This is a genomic window from Galactobacter caseinivorans (assembly GCF_003640665.1).
In the GTDB taxonomy this organism is placed as follows: domain Bacteria; phylum Actinomycetota; class Actinomycetes; order Actinomycetales; family Micrococcaceae; genus Galactobacter; species Galactobacter caseinivorans.
Map to the genome: position 1 here is coordinate 93,381 of NZ_QQXL01000002.1, position 17,577 is coordinate 110,957.

Sequence of the window (17,577 nt, forward strand, 5' to 3'; positions counted from 1 at the left end):
AGCACGGGACCACAACAACAAGGCGCCCGACGCCGCGAAGCTGAGTTCGCGGCGTCGGGCGCCTTGTTGTGTTGCTTGGCTGGTGTTGCCTAGCCCGGCGGGACTAGTCGGCGTACAGCGCCTCTACCTCGGCCGAGTAGTCCTTGAGCACGGTGGCTCGCTTGATCTTCAGGGAGGGGGTCAGGTGACCGGACTCCTCGGTGAAGTCTGAGGAGACCACGCGGAACTTCTTGATGGCCTCCGCATGGGAGACGGACTCGTTGGCGCGGTCAACGACCGTCTGGATCTCCGCGAGCAGCTCCGCGTTGTCCACCAGCTGCGCCGGCGTGGTGCTGGCGGGCAGGTGGTGGCGGTTCAGCCAGCCCGGGAGCGCCTCTTCGTCGATGGTGATGAGGGCGCCGATGAACTTGCGCTGGTCCCCAACCACCACACACTGGGACACAATCGCGGAGGCGCGGATCTGGTCCTCCAGCAGTGCCGGCACCACGTTCTTGCCGCCGGCGGTCACGATGATTTCCTTCTTGCGACCGGTGATCTTCAAGAAGCCGTCATCGTCCAACTCGCCGATGTCCCCGGTCCGGAACCAGCCATCCACGAACGCCTCTTCGGTGAGGTCGGGGCGGCCAAGGTAGCCAAGGAAGATGCAGTCGCCCTTGGCGAGGATTTCCCCATCATCGGCAATGCGGTAGCCGTTGCCGGGCAGGGGGCGTCCCACGCTGCCGATCTTGATGCGCTTGGGCGTGTTCACGCCGATGGGCGCGGTGGTCTCCGTGAGGCCGTAGCCCTCCAGGATGGTCACGCCGATGCCGTTGAAGAAGTGGCCAAGGCGCTCACCAAGCGGGCCGCCGCCGGAGACGGCGTGGGTGATGCGACCACCCATGGCGGTGCGCAGCTTCCCGTAGACCAGCTTGTCAAAGACGGCGTGCTTGAGCTTGAGGCCAAGGGCAATCTTGCCGCTGTCGGTGAGGGAGGCGCGGGAGTACTCCACGGCCGTGAGAGCCGCAGCGCGGAAGATCTTGCCCTTGCCGCCGTCATCAGCCTTCTGCAGGGCGCCGTTGAAGACCTTCTCAAAGACGCGCGGCACGGCCAGGAGGAAGCTGGGCTTGAGTGAGCCCAAGTCAGCCAGCAGGTTCTTCAGGTCCGGCGTGTGGCCAACGTTGGAGCCGGCGGCCACGGCCAGGATCGCGATGTAGCGGGCAAAGACGTGGGCCAGCGGCAGGAACATCAGGGTGGATGCCTTGTCGTTGACAATGTCGCCCAGCGTGGACAGCGCGTTGTCTGAGAGGTCAAGGAAGTTGGCGTGCGTGAGCTCGCAGCCCTTGGGCCTGCCGGTGGTGCCGGAGGTGTAGATGATCGTGGCGACGTCCGCCTTGACCCTGGAATGCGTGCGGGCATCCAGCGTCTCATCCGTGATGGAGGCGCCGTCCTGGCGCAGCGTGTCCAGCCCGCCGCCGTCGATCTGGAGGGCGTCCTGGACCGAGCTGATGCCCTCATCGCGGACGGCCTTGCGGACCACGTTCTCATGGCCAGCGTTCTCCACCATGACCAGCTTGGTGCCGGAGTCCTGAAGGATCCAGGCCACCTGGGACGGGGAGGAGGTCTCGTAGACCGGCACAGAGATGGCCCCGGCAAAGCCGATCGCGAAGTCCAGCAGCGTCCACTCGTAGCGGGTGCGGGACATGATCGCGACGCGGTCCCCACTCTCGATGCCGTGCGCCATGAGGCCCTTGGCCACCGCGCGGGCGTCGTCGCTGAAGGCCTGAGCGGAGATGGGCCGCCAGTTGCCGCTCTCGTCGCGACGGGAGAACAACACGGGATTCTTCCCGGCGTCCAGGTGGCGTGCCAGCAACCCCGGAATCACCGCCTCGGGCGGATTCTCCACATTTGCCGGGATGATGATCTCGCGCACTCGATCTCCTTGGTAGACACAGGCTCGGGTCAATCGACTTTACGTGATTGTGGTGCCTGTCACGTTGAATACTTCACGGTAACATCGTCGATCGCCCCGCGCGTACCTGACGCACGGCGAGGCGCTAGATCCTGGCCCCGTTATCGCCGTCCTCCTCGCGATCCACGGGAAGCTTCCACACCAGGTAGACCCAGGCGGCCAAGGTGGACACCAGCATCACCGGCCACAAGAGGGGTGGGACGGCGTTGCGAGCAAAGATCAGCAGCACCAAGAGCAGCAGCGGCATGCCGGTCGCGATGATCCACGCGATCACCCGGTCCGGGCGGCCCACGAGCAGCGGCTCCGCCTCCGGCGGCACAAAGTCGGTGACGAACGGATCATCGTCCGGCTCGTCGGAGTCGCGCGGGCCCCTCGGGGTGATGCCGCCCGGGTGGCCATTGCCGAGGCCGGAAGGACTCGCCGCGCCTGGGCGTTGAAAACCGGACGCGGGGTCGACCTTGAAGCTGAAGGGGCCGGAACTGCCGGCGTTGCCGGAGCCTCCGGGTGAAGTTGTTCCGGGGGTTGAAGGGCCGCCGGGGGAGTGTGGCGAGGCATGACCGGGGCCGTGCCCCGCGTCGTCGGGCAGTGGACCTTGATCTTGGTCCCGCGCAGGCTCCGGGCCCTCCTCAGAGACCCCGGATTCAGTGGCCTCCAGGCGGCGGACCAGGTCCTCCCACTCGTCCTCGGAGCCGCTCATGCGCTTGCGCCAGAGGGTTGTGCCGGGCCCGCAGCCGGGGCCATCCCCAGCCCCGTGGCCTCGGCGACGCGCTCCACGCTGATGCGACCAATCAACTCGGCATCGTGATCAACGGTCGCGACGTGGAAGCTGCGGTGCAGGGCAACCCGGCGCACGCGGGCGCGGGCGTCCGGATTGAGGCCGTGCAACAGGGTGCGCACGGAGGCATCGGAGACCACGTGGTCGGTATCCGAACGGAAGAGCGTCAGCGGAGCCTCAATGCCGGGCAGCTCTCGCCGCACCAGCGCCTCCAGCCGGGCCAACTGGTGCGCCGCGGCGGTGGGGGTGCGCTCGTAGGCGCCCTCGGTGACGCCGGGCTTGCTGATGTCATCACCGACGGCCGCGGTGGAGGGCACCCAGCGCTTCAGGGGGCCGGCCAGGCGCAGTGCCAACGGGTGCGGGTACAGGGCGGGGTTGACGGTGAGCACCGCTGCCGGGCGGCGCACGGCGGCAAGGTGCAGCGCCAGGGCGCCGCCCATGGAGATGCCGGCCACCACCACGTGCCGATGTGTCGCCGCAAGACGGTCAAACTCCGCCTCCAGCGCCAGAGTCCATTCGGGATAGGTCACCGGGATCATGTCCCGCCAGGCCGTGCCGTGCCCGGCCAGCATCGGCGCGGACACCGTGTGCCCGGCCTGCTCAAAGGCCTGGACCCAAGGAAAAACCGAGCCGGGCACGGAGGTGAAGCCGTGCTGAACTATGACCGCTACGCCGGTGCTTCCCTGAGCAAAGTACGGCTGGCGCGGATCGGCGTGGTGAATGCCCTGCGGCATGTGAACCGCCTTCCTTGGCTGGGCTTGGCTTTACAGTAGAGCGTATCCGTCCGGCGGTGCAGTCCCGCCCGCCGCCGCGCCTTGCGGCCCGGCAACCGGAGACCTCCCAGGAAGGGGCCTGCGCCCGTGTTCTATTGGTTCGCCAAGACCTTTGTTGTGGCTCCCCTGTGCCGCGTGCTCTTCCGGCCGTGGGTGCGTGGGCTGGAGAACCTTCCCACGGAGGGTGGGGCCATCATCGCCTCCAACCACCTCTCCGTTTCCGACTCGGTGATCCTGCCCGTGCTGTGCCCACGCCCCATCTCCTTCCTGGCCAAGAAGGAGTACTTCACCGGCAAGGGCGTGATGGGGCTGCTCAAGCGCCGTTTTTTCCTGGCGACCAATCAGCTGCCCATGGATCGCACCGGAGGCACGGCCTCCCTCAAGTCCCTGGACAGCGGGCGCATCGCGCTGACGGAGGGCAAGCTGCTCGGCATCTACCCGGAGGGCACGCGCAGCCCGGACGGACGCCTGTACCGGGGCAAGGTTGGCGTGGCCCGCCTGGCGTTGGAGACCGGCCTGCCCATCATCCCGGTGGCCATGATCGGCACCGACCGCATGCAGCCCATTGGCCAGCGCATCCCCTCCCTGCGGCGCGTGGGCATGATCGTGGGAGAGCCCATTCCGGGCCGCACCGCGGATGTCTCCGACCAGGCCGCGCTGCGTGAGGTCACCGATCAGGTCATGGCCAGCATCCAGCGCCTCTCCGGACAGGAGTACGTGGACCGCTACGCTGCCGTCGTCAAGGAAGAACAGGCGGCCAAGGCCACCGCGCGGCGCAAGGCGGCGCACTAGGCCCGACGCCGCGGCGTCGGGCCGGGTGCCTGGCGTTGAGCCGTGCGCGCGCCGGGTCCAAAATGACACGGGAGACGCGCGCGTGACGCACGGAATACGCCGCCCGCGCGGCGCTCGCTAAGCTAGCGAGCGTGAGTCTTCCTGTACACGCCACGCTCGCCGGAACGCAGTCCGGACCCGCCACCGACCCCGCGCTTGATGCGTGGCGCCAGCTGAGCGCCAAGCAGCAGCCCAGTTGGCAGGGCAGCCCCGAGCACGCGCGTGCTGTGGCAGAGCTAGGCACCCTGCCCCCGCTGGTTTTTGCCGGCGAGGTGGACGTGCTCAAGTCCCGTCTGGCCGCCGCCGCCCGTGGCGAGGCCTTCCTGCTCCAGGGCGGGGACTGCGCTGAGACCTTTGAGGCCGCCACGGCGGATCGCATCCAGTCCCGCGTCAAGACCATCCTGCAGATGGCAGTGGTCCTGACCTACGGCGCGCAGATGCCGGTCATCAAGATGGGCCGCATGGCCGGCCAGTTTGCCAAGCCGCGCTCCTCCGACTCGGAAACCCGCGGGGATGTCACGCTGCCGGCCTTCCGTGGAGACATTGTGAACGGCTACGAGTTCACGCCGGAGTCCCGCGTGCACAACCCGGCCCGCATGGTGCAGGCGTACCACACGTCCGCCTCCACGCTGAACCTGATCCGCGCCTTCACGCAGGGTGGCTTCGCCGACCTGCGCCTGGTGCACTCCTGGAATCAGGGCTTCATGTCCAACCCGGCCTACCACGAGTACGAGCAGCTGGCTGGTGAGATTGACCGTGCCGTGCACTTCATGGAGGCCTGTGGCGCCGACTTTGAGGCGCTGAAGCGCGCGGAGTTCTACGCCTCCCACGAGGCGCTGTTGCTGGACTACGAGCGTGCCCTGACGCGCACCGATTCCCGCACCGGCACCCCGTATGACACCTCGGGGCATTTCCTCTGGATTGGTGAGCGCACCCGCGAGCTGGACGGCGCACACGTGGACTTCCTCTCCAAGGTCCGCAACCCCATCGGCGTGAAGCTTGGACCCACCACCACGGGCCAGGACGCGCTGGATCTGATCAACAAGCTGGATCCCGACCGCGAGCCGGGCCGCCTGACCTTCATCACGCGCATGGGCGCCTCCAAGATTCGTGAGGCGCTGCCGCCCATCGTCCAGGCGGTGCGTGATTCCGGCGCGCAGGTCGTGTGGGTCACGGATCCCATGCACGGCAATACCGTCACCTCCCAGAACGGCTACAAGACCCGCCGCTTCGAGGACGTCATGGATGAGGTGCGCGGCTTCTTTGACGTGCACCGCGCCATGGGCACGGTCCCCGGCGGCCTGCACGTGGAGATGACGGGCGACGATGTGGCGGAGTGCCTCGGCGGCGCGGACCCCATCCGCGAGGAGCAGTTTGACGAGCTCTACGAGTCCGTCTGCGACCCGCGCCTGAACCACGCGCAGTCTCTGGAGATGGCCTTCCTGGTCGCGGAGCACCTGGCTCACCGCTGAGTCACGGCACCACCGGGCCCGCCGCCCGTGGGAGAATGGGAACCATGCTCACACTCGGCGAACATGCCCTCCTGGACCTCGATTCCGACCCGAAGGACCTGATCGGTGGGTGGGACCGCGAGTCCTATGCCCCGGACACCCTGCCCTCCCGCCTCGTGATGGCCTTCCTTGGCCCCACGGTGGATCAGTTCGCTGCAGAGCGCGGCTGGGAGGTGGGCGCGGAGCTGGAGAGCATCACGCGCAACTTCCCGTACTTTGTCACGGAGCACCGTGGCACCAAGGTGGGGATTGTGCTGGCCCCGCTCGGTGCCCCCGCAGCGGTGCAGAACCTCGAGTTCGGCATCAACCTTGGAGCGCGGCACGTGGTGGCGGTGGGCTCCTGCGGCGCCCTGCACTCGCATGAGGAGAACGCCATGCTGGTCCCCACGCGCGCTCTGCGCGATGAAGGCACCAGCTACCACTACGCCCCGGCCGGGGACTGGATTGACCTTGATCCCCGCTCGGTGCAGGCCGTGAAGGACGCGCTCGTGGCCGCGGGCCGCGACTACGCGGAGGTCAGCACGTGGACCACCGACGGCTTCTACCGCGAGACCCCCGCCGTGATCAATCGGCGCAAGGAGCAGGGGTGCGACGTGGTGGATATGGAGTGCTCCGCCCTGGCCGCCGCCAGCGCCTTCCGCGGCGTGGACTATGCGCAGCTGCTCTACACGGCTGACTCCCTGGCGGACCTGGAGGGTCACGATCCCCGCGGCTGGGGCATCGCCGCCAGGGCCACCGCCCTGGACCTGGCCCTGGACGCCGTGGTGCGCCTGGGCTGAGGCCAACGCAGCCGGCTCAGCGCAGCTGAACCTAGCCAAACGTCAAGGCGCCCGACGCCGCGTGGTCACCACGCGGCGTCGGGCGCCTTGTTCGTTGGAGCGGTTGCTCCCCAGCGGGTTGCTAGGAGATCCCGATGGTGATTTCCGTGCCAGGCTTGACCTTGGTGCCGGCCTTGGGGCTCTGCGAGATGACCTGGTTCAGGATGCGGCCCAGGCTGGAGACGTTCTCCTTGACCTTAAATCCGGCGTCCTCCAGGGTCTTGCGCGCTGCGGCGGGGGAGCGCCAGGTGACCTTCGGGACCTCCACGAGCTCCGGGCCCTTGGAGAGCTGCCAGGTGACCTTGCTGCCCTTGTTGACCTTGGTGCCCGCCTTGGTGGACTGTTCCGCGATCTGGCCGGCCGGGACGGTGTCTGAGAAGACGTCGTCTCCTTGGACCGAGTCCAACTGCACGGCCTCCAACAATTCCTTGGCGTCCTCCGCGCTGCGGCCGTTGAGTTCCGGCACGGCGACGGGCGCCGGGCCCTTGGAGAGCACCAGCGCCACCTTGCTGCCGCTGCGCAGCTCCTTGTCCGCCGCGGTGCCCTGCTTGATCACTTGGCCCTTGGGAGCGGACTCGTCCCAGTCCCGCGTCACCTTGCCCGGGGCCAGGTTGGCCTTGGTGAGCTTGGCGGCGGCGGCCTTCTGGGCGTACCCGACCACGTTGGGGACGCGAAACAGCTCCGGTCCCTTAGAGACCAGGAGCTGCACCGAGTTGAACTTGCGCTGGCTTGAGCCGGCCGGTGGGTCCGTGCCGATCACCTGCCCGGCCTCCAGCTTCTCGTCGAAGACCTCTTGCTCTGTGACGCTCACGCCCTCCGCGGAGAGCGCCGCCTTGGCCGCGTCCACGCTTTGGCCCTGCACCGTGGGAACGATGACCTCACCGCCGGGGCCGGCGCCAAAGAACCACGCGCCGGTGCCTATCAGGGCGGCAACGATGACCACTACCACTGCCCAGATCCAGCCGCGACGCTTGGCGCCGGAGGTGCCCAGACGCTCGGTGGGACGCTGGGCCTCCTTCTTCCACGCCTTGGCCTCCGCGCGTTGCTCGCGCTTGCTGAGGTTGGCACCCTGCTCCGGTTCCACCGGACAGGTCTCCCGGGGCAGGCGGGGCAGCACCGAACCGGCTGATGCGCCGGCGCCCGGCGCGCCCTGTTCCGATGAACCCTGGCCTGACATGCCTTGGCCGGACATGCCCTGGCCCGACGCCGCGGGGCCGGGGAGCACCTGCGTCTGCGGGTCTGCGGCATAAGAGGGCTGCTGCGAGGCAGTCTGCCGGGTGACAGGGTCTCCGGAATGCTGGATGGGCGTGGTGGGTGCTTCCCAGTCGAACGGGGCGTCGCTGTCCTCGTCCGTGTCTGCAGAGGCCGCCGCGCCCGCCGAACCTGAGCCCAGCGTCGAGCCGGGGGTGGAAGGCATGGCGGCCGTGGGGAACTCGGCGGCATCGAAGACCTGAGTGGCCGCGTCCGTGTCGCCGTACTCCGAGGAGTCGGCGTCCTTGTCCTCGGATGCGGACGCACCCGAGGAGGACGCGCCTAAGCCGGACTCACCCAGGGCCTGCGTCGCCGCCTCGGACTGATCCAGGGCGCGGGTCTGCGCCTCCGACTCGGCGCCGGGCTGGCTAGCTGGCTGGCCGAAGGCGCGCGTTGCGGCCTCGGAGGCGTCGCCGGAGCCGGAGCGAGCGGAGGCAGCCAGGGCAGCGGCTCCCGCCGCTGCTGCTGTGCCACCCAGCGCGGCAGGTGCGGCCGCGCCGGGGAGGCGCCTCGCGGCGTCGCGCCCCATGACGGCGAGGGTGGCAGTGAGAAGGGGGCCAATCGGCGTGGGATCCTCGCCCAAATCCAACTGCTCCGGCGTGAGCTCCGAGCGGATGTGGCGCAGCTCAGAGAGCATGGCCGCCGCGTCATTGGGCCGGTCCTCCGGGTCCTGCTCGGTGCTCCAGCGCACCAGGTCATCAAGCTCCGGGGAGAGCCCCTCCACCTTGTCTGAGGGGGCGGGGACCTCGGAGTTCACGTGCGCCATGGCCACCTGCCAGGCGGTCTCAGCGGAGAAGGGCTGCGTGCCGGTGAGCATCTCGTAGAGCAGCACGCCCAGGGCGTAGAGATCGCTGCGTGAATCTGCCGGGCGGCCGGTGACCAGCTCGGGGGAAACGTAGGCGACAGTGCCGATCAGGGCGCCGGTGGCGGTGTGCGCGGAGGCGGCGCGGGCCAGGCCAAAATCAGCCACCTTGATGCGGCCGTCGGGGGAGAGCAGGACGTTTTCTGGCTTCACGTCGCGGTGCACCAGGCCGGCGTCGTGGGCCGCGGCGAGCCCGGAGAGGACCGCGTCCGTGACCTGAAGCGCGGCGCGGGGTGAGATGGCGCCCTGCGTGCGCAGAACGTCCCGCAGGGTGGCCCCTGGGACGTATTCGAGGACCAGGTAGGCGGTCTCGCCGTCCACGCCTTGATCAAAAACGGAGACGACGTGGGGATGGGAGAGTCGGGCGGCCGTGATGGCCTCTGACTCAAAGCGGCGCACAAAGGACGGGTCCTCTGCCAGGTGCGGATAGAGCACCTTGATGGCGACCTGGCGCAGCAGCTTGGAGTCCTTGGCGACGTACACCGTAGACATGCCTCCGCGCGCGACGCGGCGCTCGATGACGTAGCGGTCATCGAGCAAGGTGCCGATCAGCGGGTCGCGGGAGGTGGACTCTGTCACGGTCTCGATCCTAGGTCAGGGGGAGGGCTGAGCCTGGAAACGACTCGGGGCCGCACACCCTTCGCATGGAAGGTGTTGCGGCCCCGGGTCGAAGCCTGGGTTCAGGCAGGTGGTGTCAGGAGGCGCGGCGGGCGCGGGCAGCGCGGCGCTTCATGGCGCGGCGCTCGTCCTCACTCATGCCGCCCCAGACGCCAGCGTCCTGGCCGGACTCGATGGCCCACTGAAGGCACTTGTCGACCACGTCACACGTGCGGCAAACGCCCTTCGCTTCCTCGATCTGGAGCAAGGCCGGGCCAGTGTTTCCGACGGGGAAAAACAGGTCCGGATCCTTGTCCAGGCATGCGGCTTTGTCGCGCCAACTCATGCTCTAGGTACTCCTCGGTAGTTGCAATGCGCGTCCGGCCGCAGGGGGAACTTCAGGGGACGCGGCCACAGGGTGAATGCACCCTTGGTCATTCATTTCAATGTTTCCACGCCCATGCCGGGAGGACAAGGGTGGGAGTCCCACGGGTTGCCTGGATGTGCTGTGGGGTTTCTCACCGTTCACGTTCGGGACATCTGTCTGCTACGTGTGGCCACTAGCGTCCGTGGCGGTATGCGCTGGCACGCCTGCGCCCAGACTACCGAGTCTGAGCACCCAGAAGAAGGTGCCGCCCGTGCCAGTGCGCTCATTAGACTGGTCCGGTGAGCGCCGCCAAGAAGAAGACCCCCCGCCCGTCCGCCGCAGACCGGACACCCGCCGCCCCCGCCGTGCCGCAAGCACCCGCGCGGCCCTGGACGGTGAGCGTTACCGTGGTGCTGGTCTTGCTGGAGGCGCTGGCCGTGTGGGTGGTGGCCGCCTTGCAACTGGCGGACCTGGGTTCGCCCAGCCCCATCACTATGGCCGGGCGCATCTTCCTCCCCGTGCTCATGGTGGCAGCTGGCGCGTGGCAGGTGATGGTTGGTCTGAAGCACCGAGCCGGCCGGGCCTGGACTCGGGCCGCCGTGGTGGTGTGGCAGCTCTTCCAGATCATCTTGTCCATCCAGTACCTGGTCAGCGCCCCGCAGTATGGCGACTGGCTCGGCTTCGCCGTGGGCCTTGGGCTGTTCATCCCCGGTGCTGTGGCGCTGGTGCTGGTGTTCTCCCCGACCACGCGGCTGTTCCTTGAAGCGGACGATCAGGCCTCGGCGAGGGCGCGCCGGGGTTAGCCTGGGGACGTTTCAGCGAGCGTCACCTTTCTCACGTTCTCAGGCATCGTCTGGAGATCCGCTACGAAGGCGCGCCGTGCCGCTCCGCTCCTCGCCGAGATGCTCGACTTGCTCGAATCCCGTCGGAAGGCCGTCGCGGCAGCCCATGGCGAAGCGGTGTGATGATCGCACCTCACAGGACCAACGACTCACGGCAGGAGCCACTGCACCCTCACCGGTTGGTTTGAGCCTCGAGGCGTGAGCCAGCCGCGCCCAGGCGGGGCGTCCGGGTCAGCCGGCACGTTCCACCCCAAGGTTTCGGTCTCGTTCTTGGTGCGCGGCCCCATCAGTGCCACGTCGGCATGGGGATCCAGATGCCCCCACCAGGGAAGGCGCCCAGCCGGGTGGGGTGTGGAACGGGCCGCGGCCAGCGCCCGTCCGCCTGCCCGCAAATGATCCGAGATGCGCTCATGATCCTCGTATGAGCGTGAGTCAGCGTCGTCCAGCACCCACCAGTGCCCGCGCGTCAACTGGCGCGGAAGCGGCTCATCCCGTCCAATCCATTGGGCTGTCCCAGGCAACTGTGCCGCGACTCGGCGCAGGGCCTGCGTCCTGCCACTGCCTGCCGCCCCCAGGATGACCCCAAGCCGTTCTGGTGCCCACTCCACCGGCGCCAGGCTCAGGCTCCTCACGGCCACCGCAGGAGGCACGGCCGCTGTGGCCACAGCAGGGAGGGGCAGCCATCCGGCGGCCATCCCTTCAGCGACGGGTGTCGCCGACGCGTCAGCGGTTCCGTCGCGACGCGACTGCGTCCTGAGCTGCACCAGTTCTCCGCGGACTGGTCCCTCCGGGCTCAGCAGCACTCCTCGACCGGGAACCGGCGCACACGCGCGCAGCGGGGGCCACAGCTGCGCCGTTTCCGGTCCCACCCCAAAGGGCACGTGGACTCGCCGTCCAAAGGCCGCCAGGTGGCGGGAGATGAGGAGTTCCCGGCCGCCCACCGCAATCACACTCAAGTCCTGCCGGCGCAGGATCGCTCCCAAGAGCGCCTCCCTGCGCAGGGACGCCGGCTCGGCCAGGTCACCCCACCACCGATCGGGCGCCAGCAGCCACACGATTGCAGGTCCGGCCCCGGGCCGGTGGCCCTGGGCCAACGCCTCAAGCGCCTCGTCAGCCGCTGCCGTCGATGCAGGGGTCAACGCGAGGCCCCAGGCAGGGTCCAACGGATCTGTGGCGCCCACCCCGTCCAGCACCACTGAACTGCCAGCCAACAGCGGGCGGCCCCGTGCGTCGTCGAGCAGGGCGCGCGCCATAGCCGTGCGTTCCGCATCCGCGGAACACAGCACCGCGACGTGGCCGTCCCGCCCCGGGCGAAACCGCCAGGGGTGCAAACGCTCCCTCCCGGCGCGCAGCCCCAGCAGCAGCTCCTGGGGCTCCCTCTTGGCGCTGAGGCGCCCCAACGACGTCGGAAGCGGCGCGATGACAAAGGGCGCGGGCGCCGGAGGTGAGGCCTGCCGAATCGCCTGCAGGCGAGCCTCCCAGCCGCTGCCCGGAAGGGGCGTCAGCTGGGACCGGCGAACATCCGAGCACCGGGGACCCACCAACAACCCGGCGATGGGCTCCGAACTGGCACGAACCGAGGCAACCTTGCATTGCATCGCAGGCTTGGAGCCGATGGCGATCAGGCACAGCCCGGGTCGGTCCGCGGGCAGGGCCGCCCCGGCGGAGGTGGAAATGAGCTCCATTGAATCCGCCTCCGACTGAACGCGCAGGCACAGCCTCAGGTTTACGTTGGCCCGGATGTCAGCGGAGACAATCCCCTGCGGGCGCTGGGTGGCAAGAAGGAGATGAACACCGAGCGAGCGGCCCACCGTCGCCAGCCGGACCATGCGATCGAGGACCTCCGGGACCTGCTCGGCCAGCACGCGGAACTCGTCCACCACCACCACAATCCTGGGAGGGGCAAGCTCCTCGGGGCCCTCCGCTGCAAGTGCCTCTGCGAGGTCGCTGAAACCGCGTGTGCGCAGCCACACCTCCCTGCGCGTGAGTTCCCCGGACAGCGAATCCAGCACCCGGGCCACGGCCTCGGTGTCCAAATCGGTGACCAGCTCTTCTACCTGGGGCAATGCGGCGAAGGGGTCAAAGGTGGAGCCACCCTTGAAGTCAAAGAGAAGTAGGCGCAGGCGTTGGGCATCCAGGGACTGGCAGAGGCCGGTGATCCACGTCCGTAGGAGCTCGGATTTGCCGGATCCGGTGGAGCCCGCAACGAGCGCATGGGGGCCGTCGCGGTCCAGGTCGAGCGCGACAGGGCCGTCCTCTCCACTGCCGATCACCACGCCTGCGCTTGGCCGGGCACCGGTGGACTGGGGTGCCGGGCCGGGAACCCGGGCACCGCCGCCACCGCTGCCACCATCGGCGAGGCGGGTGTCCGTTGCGGCCTCCCGTGACTCGTGATCCTCCAGCGCTTGCGCTAACGCACGGAAACTGGGCCCCTCGATCGTTGAATGTGCCCGACGGCGTGCGGCGCGCCGAGCGCGCGAGTCGGCACCTTCCGCGGCGCGGAGCGATGTGACGGCCGCCGTCACGGTGTCCACCACCCACTCCGCCCCCGGAAACGGACCCAGGTGGACGTGCACAGGCGCAACGGGGCGTGCGTCGGTACTGGCAGCCTGAAACACCAGATGCGCCGCTTGTTCTGGCGAAGCCAGGGTGACGCCCGGGAGTCTGAGCAGGCCTGCGGGGAGCTCGGCGGATCTGCCGACGGTGAGCCGTCCCAGCCCGTGGCTGGCCGCCTGTGCCCAGACCGCGGCGAAGGTACGGAGCACCTGGCCGGTATCCGAGTCGCCGCCCATCACAGCAATGCGTTCCCCTGGGCGCGGGGCGCACAGCGACGGGGCGGCAGCGACGCGTTGGGAGGGCCACTTGAGGCCGGGGGCCCGGACAGCGATGCTGGCGTGGGTCTGGAGCCCAATCCTCACCGGAGGCACGGGGGAGCGCGAGTCGTCGGCGCTGGTGAGGTCGCGATCAGCGCGCAACACTCTTTCTGCGGGCGCTGGACGCCGCCATGCCGCCAGGAGGGTGCCCGGCGCCGGATGTTCTCGGAGCAGTCCGGCGGCGTGGGCAGCGGCCTCTGCGGCGCAGTGCCGTCCGAAGGCCCGGCGTTCTCGGAGATCACTCACACACGCCACCCCGCCCGTGAGCAGTCCGACGAGCCCAAAGAGCAACATGAGCCACTGCCCAGTGAAGACGACGAGTGCCGCCCCGATGGCCAGTGGTGCCACTGCGGCGAGGGCCTGGAGCCACGGGCGCCGCGGGGGAGGCGGCTCGTGGATGTCTACCTGGGGGACGGGCTGTCGCAGGTGAGGAACGGCGAGCGGCGCGCGGGGCAAAAAGGTGCAGGCATTGGCGCCTATGCGCACCACGTGGCGCTCATCCACCTTCGCAGAGCGGCAGGGGCGATGATCGACGTAGAGCGGAGATCTGCCCAGCGAGCTCACCGTAATGCCCTGAGCGCTCACGGTGACGACGGCCTCCCGCCGCGAGATGGAGGGGTCCTCCACCTGGACCCGATGAGGGCCCCGCCCCCACACGCTCTGGCCCGGAGGCAGGGGCACACACCACCCGGCGTCGGGGCCGCTCTCGATCACCAACATGACGGAGAGTCGGCGTTGTGTGGCGCTGGACTCCGGCCCGGCCGCCGCCCCTGAGGGGGAGGCTTCCGCGAAGCGCAGACGGTCCCCTTCAAGGGATGGCCGCTCGGTACTGGGCAGCCCCAACTCCTGCGCGGCCCATGTGCGTGCGGTGCCCACATCAAGGACCTGATCAGTCAGCAGGGTTCGGGTTGTCCCAGCCCTCCACATCCGCACTCGAGCCCTCCCAGTTTGGTGCCCCAGCCCCCTTGGCTGCGTCTGCCCGCATCGTAGGAGGGGCGCGGCTGTGAGGGAGGAAAGGGCTGTGGACTGCTGTGGATGGTTCGGGGTTATCCACAAGTTGCACCTGCCCATTGATCTCTAACAGTGTCAGTGAGTAAGTTGAGCCATCTGAGATGTGTTTCACAGGGGGAGTCACATCCGTGGGGGGATGACATGAGCGATGCGGTGAAGTGGGTCGAGGGGGAAGTGCGGGCGGCGGTCATCCGTGACGGACTGCACCCGGGCCGCGATCACGAGCGGATTCATGCCCTAGTGACGGGCGCGGTCCAGGACTACGACCTGCGCTCCCTGAGTGAGGACCTGCCACGCCTGGGGGACTTGGAAACAGCCGGCCGCGCTGTCATGGACGCGCTGACGGGGTTAGGGCCCTTGCAGCCGTTCATGGATGACCCAGGCGTGGAGGAGATCTGGCTCAACGGCGCGGAGCGCGTCTTCATTGCGCGCGGGGGAGTGAGCGAGCTGACCTCGCTGCGCCTCTCCCACGATGAGGTGCGCACGCTGGTGGAACGGATGCTGGCTCCCACCAATCGCCGACTAGACCTCTCCTCGCCCTTTGTTGACGCCGCGCTCGCCGATGGTTCCCGCCTGCACGTGGCAATCCCGGACGTGACGCGCGGCGAGTGGTTCGTGAACATCCGCAAGTTTGTGGCCAGGGCCCAACGCCTTGATCACCTGGTGGACTCCGGCAGCCTCAGCGTCCCAGCCGCACGGTATCTCCAGGCCGCGGTGACCGCCGGCCTCAATATCCTTGTCAGTGGGGCCACGCAGGCCGGGAAAACCACTCTGCTGAACTGCTTGACGGCGGCGATTGGCGCGCGTGAACGCCTCGTCACCGCGGAAGAGGTCTTTGAACTCACACCACCCCTGCGAGACGTGGCTGCGTTGCAATGCAGGCCAGCCAACTTGGATGGTGCGGGGGAGATTGGGCTTCGCCGGTTGGTGAAGGAGGCACTCAGGATGCGCCCGGATCGCATCGTGGTCGGTGAGGTGAGGGAGGCGGAGAGTCTCGATCTTCTCTTGGCGTTAAATGCGGGTTTGCCAGGGATGTGCACCATTCACGCCAACGGCGCACGCGAGGCACTCTCGAAGATGTGCACCCTTCCCCTCCTGGCGGGAAACAACATTGGTGCGGACTTTGTGGTGCCTACCGTGGCGGCCTCGCTTGACCTGGTGGTCCATTGCGTCAAGGCAGGAGACGGGCGCAGATCCGTCCGCGAGATTGCGCTGGTGGGCAGCGCCAACGAGGGCGGGACCATTGAGCTCTCTCGCATCTTTGTGGACGAGGGCGCCGGCCTGCGCCTGCGCGGAGAGGCAGACCCGGAGCACCCCAAGTTTCGACGGGCAGGGATAGAGATCCGCCCCCTGCTGGGGAGTGCGGCGTGAGCGTGCTGGCCGGCATGGGCCTGGGCGTAGGGCTGATGCTGATCTGGTTCTCCGGATTTCCCACCACCTCCGCGCCAGCTACGTCGGCGGGCGGGTACCTGCGGCGCCGCCTTGACGCCGCGGGCAAGGGGAGCACCTCCTGCGCTACCTGGGTTCTGCTCTGCCTGCTCTGCTTTGTCCTGGCGGGGGCCGTGGTCTTCCTCCTCACGAGCGCCGCACCGGTCGCCCTAGTCTTTGCCTGCTTTGCTGGACTGTTTCCCCTGTGGATGCTTGGCCCCGCTGCGGCCAAGCGGCAGAGAGCCCACCGAGGTTCGTGGCCGGACGTGGTGGACCAGCTCCGTTCGGCGGTCAGGGCGGGGCTCCCACTCAGCGAGGCCCTGGCTCAGGTGGGCCGGCGCGGCCCCGAGACACTGCGGCAGCCGTTCCTGGAGTACGAGGCGGACCTCCGCTCCGGCAGGGCTGTTGACGACTCACTTCTCAGATTGCAGAACCGACTAGATGATCCCGTCGCCGATCGCATCATCGCCGCGGTCAGGCTGACCAGAGAGGTGGGCGGCGCGGATGTGGGCGAGATGCTGGGGACCCTCTCCACCTTCCTGCGCAGTGACATCCACACGCGAGGAGAATTGGAGGCACGCCAATCCTGGACCATCAACGGCGCGCGCCTCGCCGTGACCGCCCCGTGGCTGATTCTGCTGATTCTGTGCCTGCAGCCCCAAGTGGCGCAGGCCTACAACGGCCCGGGTGGCATCGCCATCATCCTGATCGGCCTCGTCGCGGCCGCCGGCTCCTACGCCCTGATGGTGCGCATCGCCCGGCTCCCTGACCCCGAACGGGCAGCAAGATGAGCACCCTTGCCCTCGCGCTCATCCTTGGCCTGGGTGTGGGAGGCGGGCTCTACCTCGTGGGATCCCAGCTGCTGGGCGGGCGCCGCCGCACCCTTGCCGCGCGCATTGCCCCTCAACTCGGAGCACCCCAGCGGCCCACCCGAACCTGGTCTACCCTCCTACCCCTTGGACCGGAGGCCGAGCGCGAGCTGCAGGCACGGCTGCGACTGGCCGGCCGGCCCGGGATAGCCAGCCACTACCGCTCCGTGACGTTGCTCAGTGTTGTGGGGGGAGTCGGTTGCGCGGTGGCAGTGCTCACCGCAGTCTCCACCCAACGAGAGGTCAGCCCCCTGGCGGCACTCGTGGTCGTCGCCGCCGTCGCAGTGGCCGTGATCTGGTGGCGCCAACACCGACTCAGCGCGGCCATCAAGCACAGAAGGCTGGTGTTAGCGGCGCAGTTCCCCCTCCTGGCTGAGCTCCTGGCGCTGGGTGTCGCAGCGGGCGACGGCGTGGGGCCGGCGCTGGCGCGCGCCGCCGAGGGAGTGAACGCGCCGTTGCGGGACGACGTTCAGGCCGCGCTGGCCAGGGTCCGGGCAGGCGTGCCGCTAGGACTCGCGCTCGCCGACCTGGCGAACCAGGCCCAGATCCCTGCCCTCACCAAGTGTGTCGACGCCATCCTCGTGGCAACCGAACGGGGAACCCCGCTGGCAGCGGTGCTCAGAGACCAGGCGGCAGATGCCCGCGAAAGCGCCCGCAGGGACCTGATGGAGAGCGCAGGCAAGCGCGAGATAGCCATGATGGCGCCAGTAGTTTTCGGGGTCCTCCCGCTCTCAGTCCTGTTCGCCGTGTTCCCAGGGCTCGCCCTCCTGACCCTCAACATGTAGCCCGCCCCGAGCCCGACCCGCAAGCACCTGACTTCC

13 protein-coding genes are annotated in these 17,577 nt (G+C 68.6%); 7 read left to right on the forward strand and 6 right to left on the reverse strand.

The genetic code is table 11. From position 1 onward, the window contains the following. Positions 1-103: 103 nt before the first annotated feature. The 3 genes from DWQ67_RS04050 to DWQ67_RS04060 all read right to left on the reverse strand — a co-directional run bounded on the left by DWQ67_RS04050 (position 104) and on the right by DWQ67_RS04060 (position 3,457). Entirely contained in the window at positions 104-1,909 is a 1,806-nt protein-coding gene (locus DWQ67_RS04050; protein WP_121484321.1) for an AMP-dependent synthetase/ligase, read from the reverse strand. A 124-nt stretch (positions 1,910-2,033) separates the two neighbouring features. After that, positions 2,034-2,645, reverse strand: a complete 612-nt coding sequence (locus tag DWQ67_RS04055) for a hypothetical protein (protein ID WP_121484322.1) — start codon at positions 2,643-2,645, stop codon at positions 2,034-2,036. Beyond that, positions 2,642-3,457 carry an alpha/beta hydrolase gene (locus DWQ67_RS04060; protein WP_121484323.1) on the reverse strand — a complete coding sequence of 272 codons (816 nt, stop codon included), beginning with the start codon at positions 3,455-3,457 and terminating at the stop codon, positions 2,642-2,644. The genes DWQ67_RS04055 and DWQ67_RS04060 overlap by 4 nt, the downstream gene beginning before the upstream one ends. Positions 3,458-3,583: 126 nt before the next feature. Here DWQ67_RS04060 and DWQ67_RS04065 point away from each other — a divergent pair, with 126 nt between their 5' ends. The 3 genes from DWQ67_RS04065 (at position 3,584) to DWQ67_RS04075 (ending at position 6,617) form a co-directional block, all read left to right on the forward strand. Next, positions 3,584-4,288, forward strand: a complete 705-nt coding sequence (locus tag DWQ67_RS04065; protein WP_121484324.1) for a lysophospholipid acyltransferase family protein — start codon at positions 3,584-3,586, stop codon at positions 4,286-4,288. Positions 4,289-4,419: 131 nt separating this feature from the next. After that, a complete protein-coding gene (locus tag DWQ67_RS04070) occupies positions 4,420-5,799 on the forward strand; it encodes a class II 3-deoxy-7-phosphoheptulonate synthase (RefSeq protein ID WP_121484325.1) in 1,380 nt (459 codons plus the stop codon). A 44-nt stretch (positions 5,800-5,843) separates the two neighbouring features. Next, positions 5,844-6,617 (forward strand): nucleoside phosphorylase, encoded by a 774-nt coding sequence (locus DWQ67_RS04075; protein WP_158595360.1) that lies wholly within the window; start codon positions 5,844-5,846, stop codon positions 6,615-6,617. Between the two features lie 121 nt (positions 6,618-6,738). Here DWQ67_RS04075 and DWQ67_RS04080 read toward each other — a convergent pair whose 3' ends face one another. Both DWQ67_RS04080 and DWQ67_RS04085 read right to left on the reverse strand, forming a co-directional pair. After that, on the reverse strand, positions 6,739-9,348 hold the full coding sequence (locus DWQ67_RS04080) for a Stk1 family PASTA domain-containing Ser/Thr kinase (RefSeq protein WP_121484327.1): 2,610 nt from the start codon (positions 9,346-9,348) through the stop codon (positions 6,739-6,741). A gap of 115 nt (positions 9,349-9,463) precedes the next feature. Continuing rightward, a complete protein-coding gene (locus tag DWQ67_RS04085; RefSeq protein ID WP_121484328.1) occupies positions 9,464-9,712 on the reverse strand; it encodes a WhiB family transcriptional regulator in 249 nt (82 codons plus the stop codon). Positions 9,713-10,032: 320 nt separating this feature from the next. Here DWQ67_RS04085 and DWQ67_RS04090 point away from each other — a divergent pair, with 320 nt between their 5' ends. Further along, entirely contained in the window at positions 10,033-10,536 is a 504-nt protein-coding gene (locus tag DWQ67_RS04090; protein WP_121484329.1) for a hypothetical protein, read from the forward strand. 188 nt (positions 10,537-10,724) lie between these two features. Here the strand turns inward: DWQ67_RS04090 and DWQ67_RS04095 are convergent, their stop codons facing one another. Then, a complete protein-coding gene (locus tag DWQ67_RS04095) occupies positions 10,725-14,324 on the reverse strand; it encodes an FtsK/SpoIIIE domain-containing protein (protein ID WP_158595361.1) in 3,600 nt (1,199 codons plus the stop codon). 276 nt (positions 14,325-14,600) lie between these two features. Here DWQ67_RS04095 and DWQ67_RS04100 point away from each other — a divergent pair, with 276 nt between their 5' ends. Genes DWQ67_RS04100 through DWQ67_RS04110 form a run of 3 tightly spaced genes read left to right on the forward strand, consistent with a single transcriptional unit; the run spans position 14,601 to position 17,541 of the window. Further along, entirely contained in the window at positions 14,601-15,830 is a 1,230-nt protein-coding gene (locus DWQ67_RS04100; protein ID WP_121484331.1) for a CpaF family protein, read from the forward strand. Continuing rightward, a complete protein-coding gene (locus tag DWQ67_RS04105) occupies positions 15,827-16,678 on the forward strand; it encodes a type II secretion system F family protein (protein WP_233555899.1) in 852 nt (283 codons plus the stop codon). The genes DWQ67_RS04100 and DWQ67_RS04105 overlap by 4 nt, the downstream gene beginning before the upstream one ends. Then, on the forward strand, positions 16,675-17,541 hold the full coding sequence (locus DWQ67_RS04110) for a type II secretion system F family protein (RefSeq protein WP_121484332.1): 867 nt from the start codon (positions 16,675-16,677) through the stop codon (positions 17,539-17,541). The genes DWQ67_RS04105 and DWQ67_RS04110 overlap by 4 nt, the downstream gene beginning before the upstream one ends. Positions 17,542-17,577: the final 36 nt, after the last annotated feature.